19 protein-coding genes are annotated in these 19,012 nt (G+C 72.5%); 7 read left to right on the top strand and 12 right to left on the bottom strand.

Features of this window, described 5'->3' with window-relative positions:
- Positions 1-29: 29 nt before the first annotated feature.
- Together OHA89_RS32915 and OHA89_RS32910 are read right to left on the bottom strand one after the other, a co-directional pair.
- Positions 30-1,022, bottom strand: a complete 993-nt coding sequence (locus tag OHA89_RS32915) for a spherulation-specific family 4 protein (protein ID WP_266611410.1) — start codon at positions 1,020-1,022, stop codon at positions 30-32.
- A gap of 178 nt (positions 1,023-1,200) precedes the next feature.
- Positions 1,201-1,899 carry a TetR/AcrR family transcriptional regulator gene (locus OHA89_RS32910; RefSeq protein WP_406367762.1) on the bottom strand — a complete coding sequence of 233 codons (699 nt, stop codon included), beginning with the start codon at positions 1,897-1,899 and terminating at the stop codon, positions 1,201-1,203.
- A 156-nt stretch (positions 1,900-2,055) separates the two neighbouring features.
- Here OHA89_RS32910 and OHA89_RS32905 point away from each other — a divergent pair, with 156 nt between their 5' ends.
- Positions 2,056-2,514 carry a nitroreductase/quinone reductase family protein gene (locus OHA89_RS32905; protein ID WP_266611408.1) on the top strand — a complete coding sequence of 153 codons (459 nt, stop codon included), beginning with the start codon at positions 2,056-2,058 and terminating at the stop codon, positions 2,512-2,514.
- 173 nt (positions 2,515-2,687) lie between these two features.
- On the opposite strand, the gene OHA89_RS32900 is transcribed toward OHA89_RS32905, so the two are convergent.
- Positions 2,688-3,890 carry a geranylgeranyl reductase family protein gene (locus OHA89_RS32900; protein ID WP_406368676.1) on the bottom strand — a complete coding sequence of 401 codons (1,203 nt, stop codon included), beginning with the start codon at positions 3,888-3,890 and terminating at the stop codon, positions 2,688-2,690.
- Positions 3,891-4,170: 280 nt separating this feature from the next.
- On the opposite strand from OHA89_RS32900, the gene OHA89_RS32895 reads away from it, so the two are divergent.
- A complete protein-coding gene (locus tag OHA89_RS32895) occupies positions 4,171-5,541 on the top strand; it encodes a dipeptidase (RefSeq protein ID WP_406367761.1) in 1,371 nt (456 codons plus the stop codon).
- Between the two features lie 107 nt (positions 5,542-5,648).
- The gene (locus tag OHA89_RS32890; protein WP_406367760.1) at positions 5,649-6,347 is read left to right on the top strand and encodes an MBL fold metallo-hydrolase; all 699 of its coding nucleotides are present in this window, start codon (positions 5,649-5,651) and stop codon (positions 6,345-6,347) included.
- Positions 6,348-6,354: 7 nt separating this feature from the next.
- Here the strand turns inward: OHA89_RS32890 and OHA89_RS32885 are convergent, their stop codons facing one another.
- Positions 6,355-7,392 (bottom strand): NUDIX domain-containing protein, encoded by a 1,038-nt coding sequence (locus OHA89_RS32885; RefSeq protein ID WP_406367759.1) that lies wholly within the window; start codon positions 7,390-7,392, stop codon positions 6,355-6,357.
- A gap of 189 nt (positions 7,393-7,581) precedes the next feature.
- Between OHA89_RS32885 and OHA89_RS32880 the strand changes: the two genes are divergently transcribed.
- Positions 7,582-8,580 carry a LacI family DNA-binding transcriptional regulator gene (locus tag OHA89_RS32880; protein WP_257559545.1) on the top strand — a complete coding sequence of 333 codons (999 nt, stop codon included), beginning with the start codon at positions 7,582-7,584 and terminating at the stop codon, positions 8,578-8,580.
- Between the two features lie 513 nt (positions 8,581-9,093).
- A complete protein-coding gene (locus tag OHA89_RS32875; RefSeq protein WP_406367758.1) occupies positions 9,094-9,525 on the top strand; it encodes a WD40 repeat domain-containing protein in 432 nt (143 codons plus the stop codon).
- 57 nt (positions 9,526-9,582) lie between these two features.
- On the opposite strand, the gene OHA89_RS32870 is transcribed toward OHA89_RS32875, so the two are convergent.
- The 5 genes from OHA89_RS32870 to OHA89_RS32850 all read right to left on the bottom strand — a co-directional run bounded on the left by OHA89_RS32870 (position 9,583) and on the right by OHA89_RS32850 (position 14,239).
- The gene (locus OHA89_RS32870; RefSeq protein ID WP_215145458.1) at positions 9,583-10,881 is read right to left on the bottom strand and encodes a DUF6986 family protein; all 1,299 of its coding nucleotides are present in this window, start codon (positions 10,879-10,881) and stop codon (positions 9,583-9,585) included.
- Positions 10,882-11,058: 177 nt separating this feature from the next.
- Complete coding sequence (locus tag OHA89_RS32865; protein ID WP_266611399.1) at positions 11,059-12,021, bottom strand: electron transfer flavoprotein subunit alpha/FixB family protein; 963 nt, start codon at positions 12,019-12,021, stop codon at positions 11,059-11,061.
- 58 nt (positions 12,022-12,079) lie between these two features.
- Positions 12,080-12,865: an electron transfer flavoprotein subunit beta/FixA family protein gene (locus OHA89_RS32860; protein ID WP_215145455.1), complete on the bottom strand. Its 786-nt coding sequence runs from the start codon at positions 12,863-12,865 to the stop codon at positions 12,080-12,082.
- 200 nt (positions 12,866-13,065) lie between these two features.
- A complete protein-coding gene (locus tag OHA89_RS32855; RefSeq protein ID WP_215145454.1) occupies positions 13,066-13,596 on the bottom strand; it encodes a flavin reductase family protein in 531 nt (176 codons plus the stop codon).
- 313 nt (positions 13,597-13,909) lie between these two features.
- The gene (locus tag OHA89_RS32850; protein ID WP_257557860.1) at positions 13,910-14,239 is read right to left on the bottom strand and encodes a thioredoxin family protein; all 330 of its coding nucleotides are present in this window, start codon (positions 14,237-14,239) and stop codon (positions 13,910-13,912) included.
- Between the two features lie 236 nt (positions 14,240-14,475).
- Here OHA89_RS32850 and OHA89_RS32845 point away from each other — a divergent pair, with 236 nt between their 5' ends.
- Positions 14,476-15,198 (top strand): 1-acyl-sn-glycerol-3-phosphate acyltransferase, encoded by a 723-nt coding sequence (locus tag OHA89_RS32845; protein WP_215145450.1) that lies wholly within the window; start codon positions 14,476-14,478, stop codon positions 15,196-15,198.
- 63 nt (positions 15,199-15,261) lie between these two features.
- Here the strand turns inward: OHA89_RS32845 and OHA89_RS32840 are convergent, their stop codons facing one another.
- Both OHA89_RS32840 and OHA89_RS32835 read right to left on the bottom strand, forming a co-directional pair.
- Positions 15,262-16,470 carry an alginate lyase family protein gene (locus OHA89_RS32840; protein ID WP_266611394.1) on the bottom strand — a complete coding sequence of 403 codons (1,209 nt, stop codon included), beginning with the start codon at positions 16,468-16,470 and terminating at the stop codon, positions 15,262-15,264.
- A gap of 106 nt (positions 16,471-16,576) precedes the next feature.
- Complete coding sequence (locus OHA89_RS32835; RefSeq protein WP_266611392.1) at positions 16,577-17,128, bottom strand: CGNR zinc finger domain-containing protein; 552 nt, start codon at positions 17,126-17,128, stop codon at positions 16,577-16,579.
- An 80-nt stretch (positions 17,129-17,208) separates the two neighbouring features.
- On the opposite strand from OHA89_RS32835, the gene OHA89_RS32830 reads away from it, so the two are divergent.
- Positions 17,209-18,447, top strand: a complete 1,239-nt coding sequence (locus tag OHA89_RS32830) for an MFS transporter (protein ID WP_406367757.1) — start codon at positions 17,209-17,211, stop codon at positions 18,445-18,447.
- On the opposite strand, the gene OHA89_RS32825 is transcribed toward OHA89_RS32830, so the two are convergent.
- Positions 18,383-18,985 carry a transglutaminase family protein gene (locus OHA89_RS32825; protein ID WP_266611388.1) on the bottom strand — a complete coding sequence of 201 codons (603 nt, stop codon included), beginning with the start codon at positions 18,983-18,985 and terminating at the stop codon, positions 18,383-18,385. The two genes, OHA89_RS32830 and OHA89_RS32825, sit on opposite strands and share 65 nt — an antisense overlap.
- Between the last annotated feature and the right edge of the window lie 27 nt (positions 18,986-19,012).

Raw genomic sequence — 19,012 nt, 5'->3', positions numbered from 1 at the left:
CGGGCCCGGCAAGATCCGAAAGACACGCCCTAGCCGAGGGTGGCGGCGTAGTCCGTCTGGCTCCGGAACTCCCATGTCGGGCCGGTGTTCCAGGGGTTGGGCATGACAGCGCTGGTCGCGTAGGCGTAGCCCGCGCCGCGGTCGAAGGCCGTGCGCAGGGTCGTGTGCATCGCTTCGGTGTCCGGGACGTCGTGGACCAGGTGCCAGAACGCCGTTCCGCTGGGGTCGAGTTCGGTGCCGGCGCGGTAGCCGTTCAGGGGGTCGAAGACGTTGCCGCCGAGCCAGCCGCCGCCGGTGTAGGCGGCGTAGCTGTCCTCGTAGGTGACGAAGACGTCCGCGGTGCGGCGGCCCGGTTCCAGGTAGCAGTCGGCGATGGCCGTGCCCGGGTTGTTGACGACGAGGCCGGAGGCGGCCGGGTCGACGGAGTGCAGGGTGTCCTCGACGTAGCGGCGCAGCTCCGCGTACTGGTCGCGGGTGCTGTTGCCGGGGCCGCAGTCGCGGCTGACGACGTCGAAGAAGATGCCGTCGACGTGGAGGCGGCCGTCCGGGGCCTTGAGGTAGTTGTCGACGGAGGCCTTGACGGCGGCGGCGTCGCGGTTGCCGTGGTCGGTGTGGACGTAGCCGAGCACCTTGGTCTTCTCGCCGGTGGCGGTGGTGCCGCCGCGCAGGGCGTCGGCGCGGGCCCGCCATGCGGCGTCGAACGGGGCGTCGCCGTTGCCGGGGTTGAGGACCACCACGGAGGCGGCCGGGCCGGTGGCGGTGAGGCCGGCCAGCATGGCGTCGTTCGCCCAGACGTACGCGGGGACGCCGATCTCCAGGCCCCGCACGCCGGGCGGCCGGGGTACGGGGGGCACCGTGGGGGCCGGGGCGGGTGGAAGCGTGGCTATGGGATCCGAGGGTCCCGGGTCCGCACGCGCCGGATCCGCGCTGCGCGCCGTCGCCGGCGCCGTGACGGCGGGCGACGGCGCGGCGAGTAACGCGGTGACCAGGACGGCGTACAGGGCCTTCACGGCGCGGCGCATGAACGTTCCTCCGGCGGCGGCAGGGGGTGTTCGACCCGAGGAACACTAGACGGGCAGCGATCGCTTCAATGCTGAACCGCCCGCATTCGTGGGACAAACAGAAGAGCGAACCATCGCCTCATCGCGTGAATCGGTGTCGCGAGCCTCCTGGATTCGCCTCCGTTCACCTCCGTTCACCTCATACGGCGGGCAGTCCCACCCCGTGGGCCAGCTGGCCGGCCGCATGGGCGAAGAAGGTGGCCCGGTCCTCGACCACGCGGTTGAACTGGCCGAACAGCTCGAAGGAGACCAGGCCGACCAGCTGGGCCCAGGCGGCGACCAGTGCGGCCGTGACCTCCGGGGGCAGGCCCTCGGCGAAGTCGGCCGTCATCCGGACGGCTTCGGGGCGCAGGGCGGCCGGGAGCGGCGGCAGGGACAGGCCGTGGCCCTCGTAGGCGGCGCGCACGATGCCGATCATGGCGTTCCCGACGCGGGAGGCGGGACCGATGGTGTCGAGGGGAGCGCTGTAGCCGGGTACGGGGGAACCGTAGATGAGGGCGTACTCGTGGGGGTGCTCCAGGGCCCAGGCGCGGACGGCCTCGCAGAGCGCGATCCAGCGGGCGCGGGGCGGGTTTCCCGCGGCGAGGGCGCGGGCGTCGGCCTCCTCGGCCGCGGCGCCGACGCTGTCGTAGGCGTCGACGATGAGGGCGGTGAGCAGCTCGTCGCGGCTGGGGAAGTAGCGGTAGAGGGCGGAGGAGACCATGCCCAGGTCGCGGGCGACGGCGCGCAGGGAGAGTTTGGCGGCACCGTCGGCCGCGAGCCTGCGGCGCGCCTCGTCCTTGATGGCGGCGGTGACCTCGATGCGGGCCCGTTCCCTGGCCCCTCGCACGGTGTTCATGCGCGTCAGTGTGCCATGCGAGTGGAGCACTGCCCAAGAATCGGAGCTCTGCTCCATCTAGAGAGCACTGCTCTTGCTTTGGTGCGCCGATCCGTGCACACTGATCTCAAGCGAGAGCACTGCTCTCTCAAAGTGGATTACGCCCCGGAGGCCACCATGAACGCGTCCAGCCCGTACTACGTCCAGGCCGGCCCGCTCGCCACCCGCTTCAACTCGATCTTCGGCAAGCTGGCCCGGCTCGGCATCAGCCTCGCCGGCAGCGCCGAGCTGTCGGTCCGCGGCCGCAAGTCCGGCGAGATGCAGCGGATCCCGGTCAACCCGCACACGTACGAGGGCGCGCAGTACCTGGTCTCGGCCCGCGGCCACTCCCAGTGGGTCCGCAACATGCGCGTCGCGGGCGGCGGCGAACTGCGCGTGGGGCGCAAGGTGCGCACCTTCACCGCCACCGAGATCACCGAACCGGTCCAGAAGGCCGCCATCCTGCGCACCTACCTGGAGAAGTGGGGCTGGGAGGTCAACCGCTTCTTCCAGGGGGTCACCGCGCAGTCCTCCGACGCGGAACTCCAGGCAGCCGCGGGCGACCACCCCGTCTTCCGCATCACGGTGTCGAACTGACCGCCCGCCTCCGCGATGCGGGCGCGCGGGGCCACGCGGCGGCGGGGGCGCGGCGCTTCAGCCGGGCGGGCGGGCAGGCGGCAGCTCCGGACCGCCCCGGCCCACCGGCGCCCACTCCCGCCCCGTTCCTTCCCCCACTCCCTCCCGCGACCGCGACCACGCCCGCCGCGGGCCTACGCCTCCCCGCGGCCGCCGCTCCGGGCCGCCTGCCGGGCGTCCAGCGCGTGCAGCGCCCTGCGCGCCAACGGGTACGTACGCACCAGGTCGGCCAGGGTCGTCGAGCCCCGCGTGATACGGGCGAAGGCCCGCCACGCAGGCCGGAAACCGGTGATCGCCGCGTGCAAGAGCCCCGGCCGGCTCTCGAAGACGGACAGCATCCGCCTCCCGACGCCCATCTCCACGCCCAGCCCCGCCTTCACGGCGAAGGCGTAGTTGAGTGCCTGGCGGCGCGCGTCCACCGCGTCCTGCGCCTCGGAGATCTTCACCGCCCACTCCCCCGCCAGCCGCCCCGAGCGCAGCGCGAAGGAGATGCCCTCCCTGGTCCACGGCTCCAGCAGCCCGGCGGCGTCGCCCGCGACCAGCACCCGGCCGCGCGACAGCGGCGAATCGGGCGTACGGCAGCGGGTCAGGTGGCCGGAGGAGACGGCCGGTTCGAAGCCCGCGAGCCCGAGCCTGGCGATGAAGTCCTCCAGGTAGCGCTTGGTCGCGGCGCCCTCGCCCTTGGCCGAGATGACCCCGACGGTGAGGGTGTCTCCCTTGGGGAAGACCCAGCCGTAACTGCCGGGCAGCGGGCCCCAGTCGATCAGCACCCGCCCCTTCCAGTCCTCCGCGACGGTGGCCGGGATGGGGATCTCCGCCTCCAGCCCCAGGTCGACCTGCTCCATCTCGACCCCGACGTGCGCGCCGATCCGGCTCGCGCTGCCGTCCGCCCCGACCACCGCGCGGGCCAGGACGGTCTCCCCGTCGGCGAGCACGACGGCTACGGTGCGCCGGTCGGGCACGGCCGCCCCGTGCTGTTCGACGCGGACCACGGCGGTGCCCGTACGGACCGTCGCGCCGGCCTTCTCGGCCTCGACGACCAGCCCGGCGTCGAACTCCGGCCGGTTGATGAGCCCGAACAGCATCTGCTTCGAGCGCCGGGTCCGGGTCAGCTTCCCGTCGAGCGAGAAGGTGACCGCGTGGATGCGGTCCTTGAAGGGCAGCGCGAAGCCCGGCGGCAGGGCGTCGCGCGAGGGCCCGATGATGCCGCCGCCACACGTCTTGTACCGGGGCAGCTCGGCCTTCTCCAGCAGCAGTACGCGCCGCCCCGCCGTCGCCGCCGCGTACGCCGCCGAGGAGCCGGCCGGCCCCGCCCCGACCACGACCACGTCCCACACTTCGCCGGTCTCCCCGCTTTCCCCGGCCACCTCGCCTTCCGTCCCCCGCACGGCGTTTCCTGCGCTTGCGTCGCGTACGTCGTCGCTGTCGCTGCTCACGATGTGCTGCTGCTCCTGATCACCCGGTTGCTCCGATGCCGGGGAAATCCTACGGCGAGACGCCGCCTCGCCCTGCTGTGCGAGGATCGGGACTGTCTTCCGCCGTACCCGGCATACGCACACCACGCGGATGCGGGCGGCGTACACAGAGCACAACGTCGCACCCAAAAGGAGCGTGCCCATGTCCCAGAATCCGATCGCCGAGACCATCGCCTCGCTGATGCCCCGCGCGAAGCGGGAGCTCACCGAGCTGGTGGCCTTCCAGTCGGTGGCGGACTGGGCGCAGTTCCCCAAGAGCGAGAGCGAGGCCGCCGCGAACTGGGTGGCGGACGCGCTGCGCGTCGAGGGTTTCCAGGACGTGGCGCTGCTCGACACCCCGGACGGCACCCAGTCCGTGTACGGCTTCCTGCCCGGCCCCGAGGGCGCGCCGACCGTTCTGCTCTACGCGCACTACGACGTGCAGCCGCCGCTGGACGACGCCGCCTGGATCTCCCCCGCGTTCGAGCTGACCGAGCGCGACGGCCGCTGGTACGGGCGCGGCTCCGCCGACTGCAAGGGCGGGTTCATCATGCACCTGCTGGCGCTGCGCGCCCTGAAGGCCAACGGCGGCGTGCCGGTGAGCGTGAAGGTGATCGTGGAGGGTTCGGAGGAGCAGGGCACCGGCGGCCTCCAGCAGTACGCCGAGGCGCACCCCGAGCTGCTGGCCGCGGACACCGTCATCATCGGCGACGCGGGCAACTTCCGCCTCGGTCTGCCGACGGTGACGGCCACCCTGCGCGGGATGACCCTGATCAAGGTCAAGATCGACACCCTGGGCGGCAACCTGCACTCGGGCATGTTCGGCGGCGTCGCCCCCGACGCGCTGGCGGCGCTGATCCGGCTGCTGGACTCGCTGCGCGCGGCGGACGGTTCGACGACCGTGGACGGACTGGCGTCGGACGCGGTGTGGGAGGGCCTGCAGTACCCGGAAGCGGACTTCCGCGCCGACGCGCGGGTGCTGGACGGGGTCGGGCTGATCGGCGAGGACACGGGCACGATCGCGGACCGGCTGTGGGCCCGACCGGCCGTGACCGTGCTGGGCATCGACTGCCCCTCGGTGGTCGGCGCGACGCCGTCGGTGCACGCGAGCGCCGGCGCCCTGATCAGCCTGCGGGTGCCGCCGGGCGTGGACACCACCGCGGCCATCAAGCTGCTGGAGGCCCACCTCACGGCGCACACCCCGTGGCAGGCGAAGCTGGAGCTCGAGGTCGTGGGCCAGGGGCAGCCGTTCCAGGCGGACACGAGCAGCCCCGCGTACGCGTCGATGGCGGCGGCCATGCAGGTGGCGTACCCGGGTCAGGAGATGCAGGTCGCCGGCATGGGCGGTTCGATCCCGCTGTGCAACACGCTGACGCAGCTGTACCCGGACGCGGAGATGCTGCTGATCGGGCTGAGCGAGCCGGAGGCGCAGATCCACGCCGTGAACGAGAGCGTGTCGCCGCAGGAGCTGGAGCGCCTGTCGGTGGCGGAGGCCCTCTTCCTCGTCAACTACGCGGAGTCCAAGCGCGGCTGACGCTCGTGAGGTACCGGAGTCAGCTCAGGGCGCAGTGCGCGCTGAGCTGACTCAGCTCCTGGTGAATTCGCGTGCACGGGGCGGGCGCGGGTCCGTACGTTCCCGGTATGGATCTTGTCGAAGTGCTCCCGAACCGGCTCCACATGCTCCGATTCCCCATCGGCCAGGCCTATCTCTGGCAGGACGGCGAAGCCCTGACCCTGATCGACGCGGGCAACATCGAGTCCGCCGCCGAGATCGAGGGGGCGATCCGGTCCCTCGGGCTGCTGCCGGAGCGGCTGGAGCGGATCGTGCTGACCCACTGCCACGGCGACCACATCGGCGCGGCCGGTGAGCTCGCCGCCCGCTGGGGCGCGCGGGTCCTGGCCCACCGGCTGGACGCCCCCGTGATCCGGGGCGAGCGGCCCTTGCCCGAACCGGTGCTGCTGGACTGGGAGGTCCCGCTGTACGAGCACGCCCTGAAGGTGGTGCCCGGGGCCCCGCCCACCCCGGTGGACCAGGAGGTGGAGGACGGGGACGCGCTGGGCTTCGGGGACGGGGCGTACGCGGTGCACGCCCCGGGCCACACCGACGGCAGCATCGGCGTCCACCTCCAGCGCCACGGCGTGCTGTTCACCGGGGACTGCGTCGCCGCCGTCGGCCCGCTGATGCTGGGCGTCTTCAACGTGGACCGGGCCAGGGCGGTGGATTCCTTCCGGCGCCTGGCCGCGCTGTCTCCCGCCGTCGCCTGCTTCGGCCACGGCGACCCCGTGACGACGGACACGGCGGCCGCGCTCGCGAAAGCCGCGGCCGACACCGCGTCCTGAGGTCCGGTCAGCCGACGGGTATGCCGGCCTCCAGGTACAGCGGACGGCCGCGTTCCCGGGCGCGCAGGGCCCAGCGCAGGCGCTCGTGGCGGTGCTGCGGGAGCAGTGCGCCGGCCTCGGCCTCCGTGACGAAGCGCCAGGCCCGCAGTTCCGGGCCGGGCAGCCGGAGCCGGGCCGCCGCGCCGTCCGGGAGGCGGCCTCCGTCGAAGAGCAGGCGCAGGCCCCCGTAGCCGGGCGGCTGCGGGGGCTCCCAGTCGACCACCAGCAGCCCGGGGGCCCGCTCCAGTACGAGGCCCAGTTCCTCGGCGACCTCCCGTACGCCCGCGCACGCCGGTGCCTCGCCGGCTTCGACGACCCCGCCGGGGAACTCCCAGCCCGCCTTGTACGTCGGATCCACCAGCAGCACCCGGTCCTGCTCGTCGAAGAGCAGCACCCCGGACGCCACGGTCTCCCGCGTGGGCTCCGGGGTCTGGACGATGTCGCAGACCGGGGCCTCCTCGGTGCGCACTGCTTCGGCGATCCGTTCCGCGGTCTCCCGCACGCTCAGGACGCCGTTGTCGATGACGTGCGCGTCCGCGGTGAGCCAGCCGAGCGCCTGCTGGTAGGCGGGGATGTGGTCGTATGCCCACTGGCGGACGTGGAGGTCCACCTCCGCCGCCGGTCCCGGCTCCTCCCGGGTCGCGATCCGCTGGCGAAGGATCGTTTCCGCAGGGGCCAGCAGCACATGGCGCACCGGTATCCGCCGGGCCGCCAGACCGCCGAAGATCTCGTCCCGGTACTCCTGCCTGAGGAGCGTCATCGGCACGACGAGCACTCCGCCCACCTCGCCGAGCATCGCCGCCGCCGTGTCCACCACCAGGCGCCGCCAGCTCGGCAGGTCCTGGTAGTCGGCAACCTCCGCCAGCCGCTTGCGCGGCAGCAGCGCCCGCAGCGCGTCGCCGATCAACTCCGGGTCGAACAGGGTGCTGTCCGGCAGGATTCCGGTCAGTTCGCGGGCCGTGCTGGTCTTCCCGGCGCTGAATGTGCCGTTGATCCAGACAATCACGTCTACCCCTCTCCCCATGGCTCGTCCGGAGCCCCCAGTGGCTTGCCCGTCCCACCCTGCCACGGAAACCTCACTATCGGCCGAGTGCTTATCCTCAAGGTCAGAGCCCCGCCCGATATCTCCGGAGGTTTCCCCACCGTGCCCCACAGCCGCCGCCCGTCCGACCCCCGTTACGGAAACCGGCCGACCATGAAGGACGTGGCGGCCCGGGCGGGCGTGGGCCTGAAAACGGTGTCGCGCGTGGTCAACGGGGAGGCCGGAGTCACCCCCGACACCGAGCGGCGCGTCCAGGAGGCCATCGACGCCCTGGGCTTTCGCCGCAACGACAGCGCACGCGTGCTGCGCAAGGGCCGTACCGCCACCGTGGGCCTGGTCCTGGAGGACCTCGCCGACCCCTTCTACGGTCCGCTGAACAGGGCCGTGGAGGAGGTGGCCCGCGCCCACGGGGCGCTGCTCATCAACGGCTCCAGCGCCGAGGACCCGGACCGGGAGCGGGAGTTGGCGCTCGCGCTCTGCGCGCGCCGGGTGGACGGGCTGATCGTGATCCCGGCGGGCGACGACCACCGCTATCTGGAACCGGAGATGCGGGCCGGGGTGGCCACCGTGTTCGTGGACCGCCCGGCCGGCCGGATCGACGCGGACGTGGTGCTGTCGGACAGCTTCGGCGGAGCCCGGGACGGGGTGGCCCACCTGATCGCGGGCGGTCACCGCAGGATCGGCTTCATCGGCGACCACCCCCGCATCCACACGTCGGCGGAGCGGCTGCGCGGCTACCGGGCGGCGATGGCGGACGCCGGTCTGCCGATGGCCGAATCCTGGGTGTCGCTCGGCTCCACGGCCCCCGAGCGGGTCGCGGCGGCGGCCCGGTCGATGCTGGCGGGCCCGGAGGCGGTGTCGGCCGTGTTCGCCGGCAACAACCGCGTGACGGTCACGCTGGTACGGGTCCTCGCGGACCGGGAGCGGGAGTCGGACCGCCCGGTGGCCCTGGTCGGCTTCGACGACTTCGAGCTGGCCGATCTGCTCCGCCCCGGCGTGACGGTGGTCGCCCAAGACCCGGCGGCGCTGGGCCGGGTGGCCACCGACCGCCTCTTCCAGCGCCTGGCCGGAGCCGACCTCCCGCCGTCCCGCATCGAACTCCCGACCCGCCTCATCGCCCGCGGCTCGGGCGAACTCCCGCCCGCACCCTGACCGTTACCGGATCAGCCCGCGCAGCCCGGGCACGGCCCCGCCGGCGGCGGCCAGCCCGGCCAGGACGATGAGGGCGAAGCCAATCACCGGTGAACCATCCGGAACGGCCCGGGCGTTCGGTGGAACACCGCCGTACGACCCGCCGCCGTTCTGGTCCGTTCGGAGAATTCCCGGACCGTTCCGTCCACGGCGCCCAACCTGGGCGGCGAGCCGGCCCGGGGGGACGCTGATGGATCCGCACGGCACGTTCGAGGAGGAACTCGCCTCCCTCGCCGCCGAGTTGCGCCGTCTGCGGTTGGAGCGCGGCAACCGCTCCTACCGCGACCTCGCGGCCCGTGCCGCGAAGACGGGCAACGGCATCCGGCTTCCGGTGGCCACGCAGAGCGATGCCTTCCGGGGAAAGCGACTGCTGGGCTTCGACACGCTGATGGCGTTGGTTCGGATCCTGCACGCCTACGACGAGTACGGGCAGGAGGTGCCCGTACCACCGCACAGCGCGCCAGCGCTCGATGGGTGGGGGCCCGCTGGCGGTCACTGGCCGCCCTCCAGCCGACGGCCCCGGCCCGGCCGCGCGGCGCGCCTTCGGCCGGGCCGCCGCCGGACGAGGTCATGCAGGCGTCCCGCCCCCCGACCCCGGAGCGGGGCTCGCCGACGGCCGTCCCCGGGCGCTCCGCCTCCATGGATTCACTGGCCTCGCGTGCGCTGGTCGCGGCGCTGGACAACGCCGAACCAGTCGAACTGCCTCCCCTCGACATGGGCCACCCGCTCTTCCGGGTGGCGTTCAGTCCCAACGGCCGGATTCTCGCCACGACGACGGGAGGGGGATCCGTGCTGCTCCGGGATCCGGTGACCCGGCAGGCCCTCGGTGAACTGGACGCCCTTCCCTGGGCACTGGCCTTCTCCCCCGACGGGAGGCTGCGTCGCTGGATCGTCGGACGGGCCTGAACACCGCGAGGCCCGGCCGGGGTGTACCCGGCCGGGCCTCGTACGGAACTACACGGCTCAGGCGGTCGCCGTCAGGGTCGCCGAGCGGCGCGGGATCGCGAAGGCGTCCAGTTCCGCGCGGCTCAGGCCGGTCAGGGCGGCGACCTCCTCGGCGCCCACGGCGCCGCAGTCCAGGCCGCGGACCAGGTAGCCGGCCAGCGCCTTGGCGGTGGCGGGCTCGTCCATCACGTCGCCCTCGATCTTGGCGACGTACGCCTTCAGGCGCGCGGCGGCGGCGTCGAGGCCCTCGCGGTAGAAGGTGAAGACGGCCGCGTAGCGGGTCGGCAGGTGCGCCGGGTGCATGTCCCAGCCCTGGTAGTAGGCGCGGGCCAGGGCGCGGCGGGTCAGGCCGTAGTGGAGCTTCCAGGCCTCGTGGACGTGCTCGGTGGTGCCGATCGGCAGCACGTTCGTGGAGCCGTCGGAGACGCGTACGCCGGTGCCGGCGGCCGCGACCTGCATGATGGCCTTCGCGTGGTCGGCGGCCGGGTGGTCGCTCGACTGGTAGGCGGCGGAGACGCCGACGCAGGCGCTGTAGTCGAAGGTGCCGTAGTGCAGGCCGGTGGCGCGGCCCTTGGCGGCCTCGATCATCCGGGCCACGGTGGCGGTGCCGTCGGAGGCCAGGATGGACTGGCTGGTCTCGATCTGGATCTCGAAGCCGATCCGGCCCGGGCGCAGGCCGCGGGCCGTCTCGAAGGCCTCCAGCAGCTTGACGAAGGCGCTGACCTGCTCGGCGTACGTGACCTTCGGGAGGGTCAGGACGAGACCCTCGGGGAGTCCGCCGTTCGCCAGCAGACCGGAGAGGAAGATGTCGGTGGTGCGGATGCCGCGGTCACGGACGTTGGACTCCATGCACTTCATGCGGATGCCCATGTACGGGGCGTTCGTGCCGTTGGAGAAGGCTTCGGAGACGAGGCGGGCGGCGCGGGCCGCGGCCTGGTCCTCCTCCTCGTCGGAGCGGACGCCGAACCCGTCCTCGAAGTCGACGCGGAGGTCCTCGATCGGCTCGGAGGCGAGCTTGGCGCGGACGCGGTCGTAGACCGGTACGGCCAGCTCGTCGGAGATGCCCAGCACCTTGGCGAAGGTGGCGGCGTCCGGGGCGTGCTCGTCGAGCGCCGCGAGGGCCTGGTCGCCCCAGGAGCGGATGGTGTCCGCGGCGAACACGTCACCGGGCACGTAGACGGTGTGGATGGGCTGACGGGTGCCGGGGTCGCCCGGGTAGTGCCGCGCGAGCTCCGCGTCCACCGGCGCGAGGGAAGCGCTGATGCCCTCGCTGACCGCGCCTGCGAGGCTCGTCGCCACCTTCTCCTGCTGACCCATCGTGCACTCTCCTCTTTTCCGCTTCACGGAAGCTTAGATCCGCATAGCAGAATTTAGTCACGGGGTTCCGCTCCGTCAATGGTCCCCCGGCCGTCCTGGACAAACGACTCGGGGCCGTGCGGTGAGAATCACCACACGGCCCCGGAGACCACGTACCCGCAGGTCAGACCTGAAAGGTTAGCCCTTGCGCGCCTTGATCTCCTCGGTCAGCTGCGGGACGACCGCGAAGAGGTCGCCGACCACGCCGTAGTCGACCAGGTCGAAGATCGGGGCCTCGGCGTCCTTGTTGATGGCCACGATGGTCTTCGAGGTCTGCATGCCGGCCCGGTGCTGGATCGCGCCGGAGATGCCCGAGGCGATGTACAGCTGCGGGGAGACCGACTTGCCGGTCTGGCCGACCTGGTTGGAGTGCGGGTACCAGCCGGCGTCGACGGCGGCGCGCGAGGCACCGACGGCCGCACCGAGGGAGTCGGCGAGCGCCTCGATGATGTGGAAGTTCTCGGCGCCGTTGACGCCGCGGCCGCCGGAGACCACGATCGCGGCCTCGGTCAGCTCGGGGCGGCCGGTCGACTCGCGCGGGGTGCGGCCGGTGACCTTGGTGCCGGTGGCCAGGGCGCCGAAGGTGACGGCGAGCGCCTCGACGGTGCCGGCGGCCGGGGCGGCCTCGACCGGAGCCGAGTTCGGCTTCACGGTGATGACCGGGGTGCCCTTGGACACGCGGGACTTGGTGGTGAACGACGCGGCGAAGGCGGCCTGGGTCGCGACCGGACCCTCGTCACCCGCCTCCAGGTCGGTGGCGTCGGTGATGATGCCGGAGCCGATGCGGACGGCCAGGCGCGCGGCGATCTCCTTGCCCTCGGCGGAGGAGGGGACGAGCACGGCGGCCGGGGAAACGGCCTCGTACGCGGCCTGGAGCGCGTCCACCTTCGGTACGACGAGGTACTCGGTGAACTCGGGGGCGTCGGCGGTGAGGACCTTGACGGCACCGTGCTCGGCGAGCACGGCCGCGGTGGCCTCGGCACCGGCGCCCAGGGCGACGGCGACGGGCTCGCCGATGCGGCGGGCCAGCGTCAGCAGCTCGAGGGTGGGCTTGCGGACGGCGCCGTCCACGTGGTCGACGTAGACGAGAACTTCAGCCATGGGACTGCTCTCCTGCTATTGCGAAGTGTCTGGGGGCTAAGAGGGATGACCGAAGTTCTTAGATGAACTTCTGGCCGGCCAGGAACTCGGCCAGCTGCTTGCCGCCCTCGCCCTCGTCCTTGACGATCGTGCCGGCGGTGCGGGCCGGGCGCTGCGCCGCGGCGTCGACCTTGGTCCAGGAGCCTTCCAGACCGACCTCGTCGGCCTCGATGTCCAGCTCCTCCAGGTCCCAGGACTCCACCGGCTTCTTCTTGGCGGCCATGATGCCCTTGAAGGACGGGTAGCGGGCCTCGCCCGACTGGTCCGTCACCGAGACGAGCGCGGGGAGGGAGGCCTCCAGCTGCTCGCTCGCGGTGTCGCCGTCGCGGCGGCCGGTCACGGTGCCGTCCTCGACCTTGACCTCGGAGAGCAGGGTGACCTGCGGGACGCCCAGACGCTCGGCCAGGATCGCCGGGAGGACGCCCATGGTGCCGTCGGTCGAGGCCATGCCGGTGATGACCAGGTCGTAGCCGGCCTTCTCGATCGCCTTGGCGAGCACCAGCGAGGTGCCCATGACGTCGCTGCCGTGCAGGTCGTCGTCCTCGACGTGGATGGCCTTGTCGGCGCCCATCGACAGCGCCTTGCGCAGTGCGTCCTTGGCGTCCTCGGGGCCCACCGTCAGGACGGTGATCTCCGCGTCGTCGGCCTCTTCGGCGATCTGCAGCGCCTGCTCGACGGCGTACTCGTCGAGCTCCGACAGCAGGCCGTCGACGTCGTCACGGTTGACGGTCAAGTCCTCGGTGAACTGCCGGTCGCCGGTGGCGTCGGGCACGTACTTCACACAGACAACGATCCTCAGGCTCACGCCGGCTCTCCTACCGCATCGTCTTTTCTGGTACCGCCTTGTGCAGGCAGCATAGGCGCCTTGTCGGGCGGATCCCGGTCGGGGCGGCCCGCGCCCCGAAGGGAATGTTACTCGTCAGTACACCGTGGGTCCCGCCAAGTCGCAAGCTCGGTGAACTGTGATCTGTCCAACGCCGCCGGACCCGCCCCAGCAGGGACGATTCAGTCGCGCAGCGCGTTGAAGCGACCTTGGTGGTACAGCAGGGGGCGACCCTCCCCGGCCGGATCCCCCGCGACCGCCTCCGCGATGATCACACGATGTTCGCCGGCGGGCACCCGCGCCACCACCCGGCAGACCAGCCACGCGAGCACGCCGTCCAGCACCGGGACCCCGTGCGGACCGGTGCTCCAGTCGGTGGCGGGGCCGAAACGGTCCGCCCCGCTCCGGGCGAAAAGGCCCGCCAGCTCCCGTTGGTGCTCGCCGAGTATGTGGACGCCGAGGTGGTCGCTGTCGCGCACCGCGGGCCAGCTGGAGGATCCGGTGCCGATGGTGAAGGACAGCAACGGCGGATCCGCGGAGACGGAGTTGAGCGAGGTGGCGGTGAAGCCCGCCGGGCGCCCGCCGGTCTCCGCGGTGATCACGGCGACTCCGGCGGCGTGCCGCCGGAACACGGAGCGCAGGAGGTCGGGCGAGCCGGGGTGCCCGGTGCCGAATCGGTGGGACGAAGCCGTCGGGGCCGCAGGAGCGGTCATCGGGGTACTTCCTTCTGCCGCGGAGCACGCGGGCGCTGTAGGGGATCGGGGACCGGGGACGTTCAGTGGTCCCGACAGCGCGCGCTCGCGTGGCGGACGAGGTCCACGTGGACCCGCCCGTAGAGCAGGAGTTCATACGGCATACGGCCAGCGTGGCGATCTCCCGTGTACACAGTCAAGCGGGATCCGTCAGATGTCAGGCGCGTCACGCTGCGTGCGGGCCCGCGCGACGGCGCGTGTACCGGCGCGCTGCTCCCACCGCGCCTCGAACCGCGCCTCGAACCGGGCCTCGAACCGGGCCTCGAACCGGGCCTCATACGGCGGCACCCAGGGCCGCGATCACATCCGCCTTGCGCGGCATCCCGGCAGCCCGCCGGACGATCCGACCCGCCGCGTCCAGGACGAGCACGGTCGGGGTCTTCTCGATCCCCAGGGCCCGGACCAGGTCCAGCCGGTCCTCGGCGTCGATCTCGATGTGCGCGACCCCCGCGACCATCGCCGCGACCTCGGCGAGTATCCGCCGGGTCGCCCGGCAGGGCTGGCAGAAGGCGCTGGAGAACTGCACCAGGCTCGCCCGCTCCCCCGGCTCCGCGCCCAGTTCAGCGGCACCCAGCCGTACCCGCCCGTCCTCGTGCCCGAGCACCCGCGCTCCCGTCGCCGTCCTCGCTTACGCGCACCATCCTCGTACGCTCGTACTCTGATCGGAGCGCCCAACAAAGGGCCCGCATTCCCGGCGTGACGAGAATCTCTCCGGGCACACTCGTCTGGGCTGGCCAGCAGCCCGCCTATGGGGCACGATCCCCCATGGGTCGCGTACCTACGCTTCCGTAACTTCCGGCCGGGAGCACCTCCCCAGGCAGAAAGCGGGGTCTCCCCACCATGGCTGAGCTCGTCTACCCTCCCGTGATCGGCGCCGCGCACGGACTGTTCCGCGCGCTGGACATCCGCATCGACATGAAGGGCACCGAGAACATCCCGCGCAAGGGCGGGGCGGTCCTGGTGTCGAACCACATCGGCTACCTCGACTTCATTTTCGCCGGCCTGACCGCGCGGCCGCAGAAGCGCCTGGTGCGCTTCATGGCGAAGGAGTCGGTGTTCCGGCACAAGGTGTCCGGTCCGCTGATGCGTGCGATGAAGCACATCCCGGTGGACCGCAAGCAGGGTGAGACGGCATACCAGCACGCCCTGGACTCGCTGCGGGCCGGCGAGATCATCGGGGTCTTCCCGGAAGCGACGATCTCACAGTCCTTCACCCTCAAGAGCTTCAAGTCGGGTGCGGCGCGCATGGCCCAGGAGGCCGGTGTCCCGCTGATTCCGGTGGCCCTGTGGGGCACCCAGCGGCTGTGGACCAAGGGCCGCCCGAAGAACCTGAAGCGCAGCCACATCCCGGTGACGATGCGGGTGGGCGAGCCGATCGAGGCGCCGACGGACCAGTACGCCGGGGCGATCACCCGCCGCGTGCGCGAGCGCGTGCAGGAGCTGCTGGACGCGGCGCAGCGCGCCTACCCGGACAAGCCCAAGGACGCCACCGACTCCTGGTGGCTGCCGGCCCACCTGGGCGGCACCGCTCCGACGGCGGCCCAGGTCAAGGAAGCCGGCTGACCCTGCCGTCGAAGCGCGGCCCGGCCCCCTGCGGGACGGGGCCGCGCTGTTCGTCGTAGCCGCTCAGTTGGGGTTGTCGGCGTGGGTCAGGGTCTCCCACGCCTCGAAGTGGTTCTCGGTGCCGGCCGGCCGCCGCCCCTCGGTGAGCCTGCGGGTGTTCTCCATCGTGACGCCGAGCCGGGTGTGCAGGGCGTTGTAGCCGACCTCCGTGGCCGGGCCGATGCCCTTGGTCAGGCTTCCCCCACAGAGCCAGGACGGCACGGGCTCGCCGAGTTCGTACTTCGCGTGGAAGCCCAGGGCGTGCCGGAACCGGTCCTTGAACTGCGGGTACAGGTCGCGCCCCTGGATCCGCGAGGTCTCCGCGACGTGCATGGTGGCCGCGATGCCCATGCCGGTGTGGCCGAAGTCCCGGCAGGTCTCCTGGGCGAGGCCGTCCACGAAGGTGCTCTGGTCGTGCCAGTAGCCGATCAGCTCGCTCCGGGTGTCGATGCTGGAACGGGGCGGGTAGACGGGCTGCGCGCCGTCGGACGCCAGGTAGAAGTAGGCGGGGACACGGCCGAGGTAGATGCCCATCGCCTTGTCGTAGCTCGCCCGGTCGTCGAGATGGACCGAGATGCCGACGGCGGCGTCCATCATGATCAGTTCCCAGTTGCCGTTGCTGTTCGGCTTCCCGTTGATCACCTCGGGCAGGTAGACCTCGCGCAGCATGGTCGCGAAGCGCGTCCGGTTCGCCCAGCCGCCGGCGTACGTGTGCTTGATGATCTCGGCGGCGCGCGGCCAGGTCGACCCGGCCCAGCCGCTCTGCAGGGGCGCGTTGCTGTTGGTGTGGTCCTTGATCGTCGCGGACCAGGCGTCCATCAGCTCGATCGACTTCTTCGCGTACTTCGCATCCCCGGTGATGTACCAGGCGAGCGCGTGGCTGTACGCGGCGATGGCGTCCTCACGCTCCTCGGTGCAGCCGTTGTTCGGGTTGGAGTACGAACCGCACTCGACGACGGCGCGCGGCTTGGGCGTGCGGGACAGCGATCCGTACCTGCTCGCGAGCATGGCGTCGAACGCCGACTTCCAGGGCTGCTGGCCCGCTTGCACCTTGGACCGTACGAAGTCCAGTTGTGCGCGGCTGTTGAGCACTCCGGGATGGGCGAACTGCGCGGGGGCGGCGGCAGCGGCGGGAGTGGGAGCGGGCGGCGCCGCGACGGTGGGGGCGGGGACCACCGCCACCAGTAAGCCGAGGGCCAGGGCGGCGAGCCCGGCGGGGAGTCCGAAACGCATGGGGGGCCTTCCGGTAGGAGGGGTTCCGGTGGCCCGAAGATACTCATGCCCATGCCAAGCTGACAACGATGTCTGACAAGAAAGTTTCCTGTCGCTCTTCGAGAGGTCAGCCTTCGCGCTTGCGGCGGCGATGGGCGGCCACCCGCGAGCGGCTGGAGCACGTGGTGGAGCAGTACCGGCGCGCGCTGCCCGGCCCGGTGGCGAGGAAGAACCGCCCGCAGCCCTCGGCGGCGCAGGCGCCCCAGGCGATCCGCCCGTACTCGGTGAGCAGCTGGGCGAGGGCGAGGGCGCCCGAGGCCAGGAACCAGTCGCCCCAGCCCGCCTCCTCGCCCCGGTCCACGTGCAGGTGCCAGGGATGCCCGTCGTGCCGGGTCAGCCGGGGCCGGGTGGCGCACTCCTCCAGCAGGGCGTTGAGGGCGTCGGCGGCCCGGTCCTCGTCGCTCTCGCCGAGGACCCCCGCCATCCGCCGGGCGGCGGCCCGCAGTTCGGCGGCGCCGGCCTCGGGGAACGTCTCCGCGGTGAGGTCCGCCGGACGCTCCCCGTGGGCGGCGAGCAGCTGCGCGAGTGCGGCGCGCGGCAGTTCGGGGTCCACCCGGACCGCCTCGGCAAGGTCGATCAGCCGCCTGGCCGCCGAGAAGCCCCCTCGCGAGTCCGCCATGCCCGGATCCTTTCCCTGTACACCCGAATGACGTAACGTCTTGAGCTGTTATCACGTTACAGCAGCGGGGAGGGGTCGGGATGAGCGGGTTCGGGCGGTACCTGGCGGCGGCACTGGCCGCGCGGTTCGCCTCCGAGGGCATGGGCATGGCCGTGGTCCTGCTCGCCCTGGAGCGCACCGGGAGCGCCTCGTACGGGGCGTTCGTGCTGACGGCCTGGCTCGCGCCGCACGTCCTGGCGGCTCCGCTCGCGGGCGCCGCCGCGGCCCGGGCCCGGCGCCCGCGGCTGTTCCATGTCGGCGCCCTGGCCGGGTTCACGGCGGCCGTGGCGGCGCTGGCCCTGCTGCTGGGCCGGGCCCCGATGCCGCTGGTGCTCGCGGTGGCGGCGCTCGGCGGCAGCTGCGGGCCGATGGTGACGGGCGGGCTGTCCAGCCTGGTCACGGGGCTGGTCCCGGCGGGCGCCGGGCGCGACCGGGCCTACGGCTGGGACGCGTCCACCTACAACGGCGCCTCGGTGACCGCACCGGCGGCGGTCAGCCTGGCCACGGCACTGGGCTCGGCGGCTCCGGCGATGGCGGTCCTGGCGGCGTCCGGCGCACTGGCGGCCGCGCTCGCCGCGACCCTCCCGTACGGGGCCCCGGGCGCGGGCAGGCCCCAGGACGGGCCTCGGGCCGGCCTGGGGTCGGGGCTCGCGGCGCTGTGGCGGGTCCGGGAGCTGCGGGCCGTCACCTCGGCGACGACCCTGGCCTTCGTGGGCATCGGCTCCCTCACCACCACCTCGGTCCTGCTGGCCGCCGGGCTCGGCAGCCCGGGCGCCGGGGGTGTGCTGATGACGGCCTTCGCGGTGGGCGCCCTGGTGGGCTCGCTGACCCTGGGCCGGATGACGGCCGTGGAGCCGGGCCGGCTGGTGCGGTGGGCCCTGGCCGGGACGGGGGCGGCGCTGGCCGCGGCCGCGTTCACGCCTTCGGTGGCCGCCACGGCGGCGCTGTTCGCAGTGGCCGGGGTGTGCGACGGACCGCTGCTCACGGCCACCCTGCGGATCCGCTCGGAGCACGCCCCGGACGCGGTGCGGACGCAGGTGTTCACCCTGGGCGCCGGGCTCAAGGTGACGGCGGCGTCGGCCGGAGCGGCCCTGGTGGGGTTCGCGGCCGACGCGCCCGCGTGGACGCTGTTGACCGGGATCGCCGGACTCCAGCTCGCGGCGGCCCTGCTGCACGCCCTGACGGCGGCGCGCAAGCCCGCCCCGGCGGCAGCGGTCACAGGGCTGTCGGCAGGTTCTCCCACAACTGCGGCCGGTCGGCAGAGTCCTGGAGCGCCTTGAGCGCGGCCGGGTGCGGGGCGGCGTACAACTCGGGGTGGTCGACCTCGCCGAGCTCCGGGCGCACGGGGAAGGCCAGTCGCTCCACGTCGAGGCTGAACCGGGCGTCCACACCGGGCTTGTTGCCGCGCGGGTCCACCCGGGCCCAGCCCTCACCACCGGGCAGCCGCAGCGCGATCAGCCCGTGGATCAGGTGGTTGCCGCCGTCGTCGTCGGCGAGCCGCTGGTAGCAGAGGGCCGCGGGGATGCCCTGGGCGCGCAAGAGGGCCGCCAGGGCGTGGGACTTGGCGTGGCAGATGCCGTTGCGGGTGGCCAGGACCTCGGAGGCGCGCCAGGCGACGCGCAGGTCGCCGGAGTCGGCGGAGTGCGGGATGGTGTCGCGGACGAACTCGAAGACCGCCTCGGCGTATGCGTACGCGTCGCCGCCCGTGGCGGTCCAGAAGGCGTCGGCGGTTTCACGCACCAGCGGATGCTCGTGATCTATGGCTTCGTCGGCCGCCAGATAGGCGGCGAGGTCAGGCTGCTCCTGGATCAGTTCCATGATCCAGGAGCATACCTATGCCATTCT

The organism is Streptomyces sp. NBC_01546, assembly GCF_045208355.1.
GTDB lineage: Bacteria > Actinomycetota > Actinomycetes > Streptomycetales > Streptomycetaceae > Streptomyces.
Note: the sequence above shows the minus strand (reverse complement) of the source record. Positions and strands in the feature narration are given on the sequence as shown.

Bases quoted from the DNA above. Each gene is read 5' to 3' on its own strand.
- OHA89_RS32915 (WP_266611410.1), bottom strand. From the start codon at position 1,022: ATGCGCCGCGCCGTGAAGGCCCTGTACGCCGTCCTGGTCACCGCGTTA.
- OHA89_RS32910 (WP_406367762.1), bottom strand. From the start codon at position 1,899: ATGAACACCGTGCGAGGGGCCAGGGAACGGGCCCGCATCGAGGTCACC.
- OHA89_RS32905 (WP_266611408.1), top strand. From the start codon at position 2,056: ATGAACGCGTCCAGCCCGTACTACGTCCAGGCCGGCCCGCTCGCCACC.
- OHA89_RS32895 (WP_406367761.1), top strand. From the start codon at position 4,171: ATGTCCCAGAATCCGATCGCCGAGACCATCGCCTCGCTGATGCCCCGC.
- OHA89_RS32890 (WP_406367760.1), top strand. From the start codon at position 5,649: ATGGATCTTGTCGAAGTGCTCCCGAACCGGCTCCACATGCTCCGATTC.
- OHA89_RS32880 (WP_257559545.1), top strand. From the start codon at position 7,582: ATGAAGGACGTGGCGGCCCGGGCGGGCGTGGGCCTGAAAACGGTGTCG.
- OHA89_RS32870 (WP_215145458.1), bottom strand. From the start codon at position 10,881: ATGGGTCAGCAGGAGAAGGTGGCGACGAGCCTCGCAGGCGCGGTCAGC.
- OHA89_RS32865 (WP_266611399.1), bottom strand. From the start codon at position 12,021: ATGGCTGAAGTTCTCGTCTACGTCGACCACGTGGACGGCGCCGTCCGC.
- OHA89_RS32855 (WP_215145454.1), bottom strand. From the start codon at position 13,596: ATGACCGCTCCTGCGGCCCCGACGGCTTCGTCCCACCGATTCGGCACC.
- OHA89_RS32845 (WP_215145450.1), top strand. From the start codon at position 14,476: ATGGCTGAGCTCGTCTACCCTCCCGTGATCGGCGCCGCGCACGGACTG.
- OHA89_RS32840 (WP_266611394.1), bottom strand. From the start codon at position 16,470: ATGCGTTTCGGACTCCCCGCCGGGCTCGCCGCCCTGGCCCTCGGCTTA.
- OHA89_RS32835 (WP_266611392.1), bottom strand. From the start codon at position 17,128: ATGGCGGACTCGCGAGGGGGCTTCTCGGCGGCCAGGCGGCTGATCGAC.
- OHA89_RS32830 (WP_406367757.1), top strand. From the start codon at position 17,209: ATGAGCGGGTTCGGGCGGTACCTGGCGGCGGCACTGGCCGCGCGGTTC.
- OHA89_RS32825 (WP_266611388.1), bottom strand. From the start codon at position 18,985: ATGGAACTGATCCAGGAGCAGCCTGACCTCGCCGCCTATCTGGCGGCC.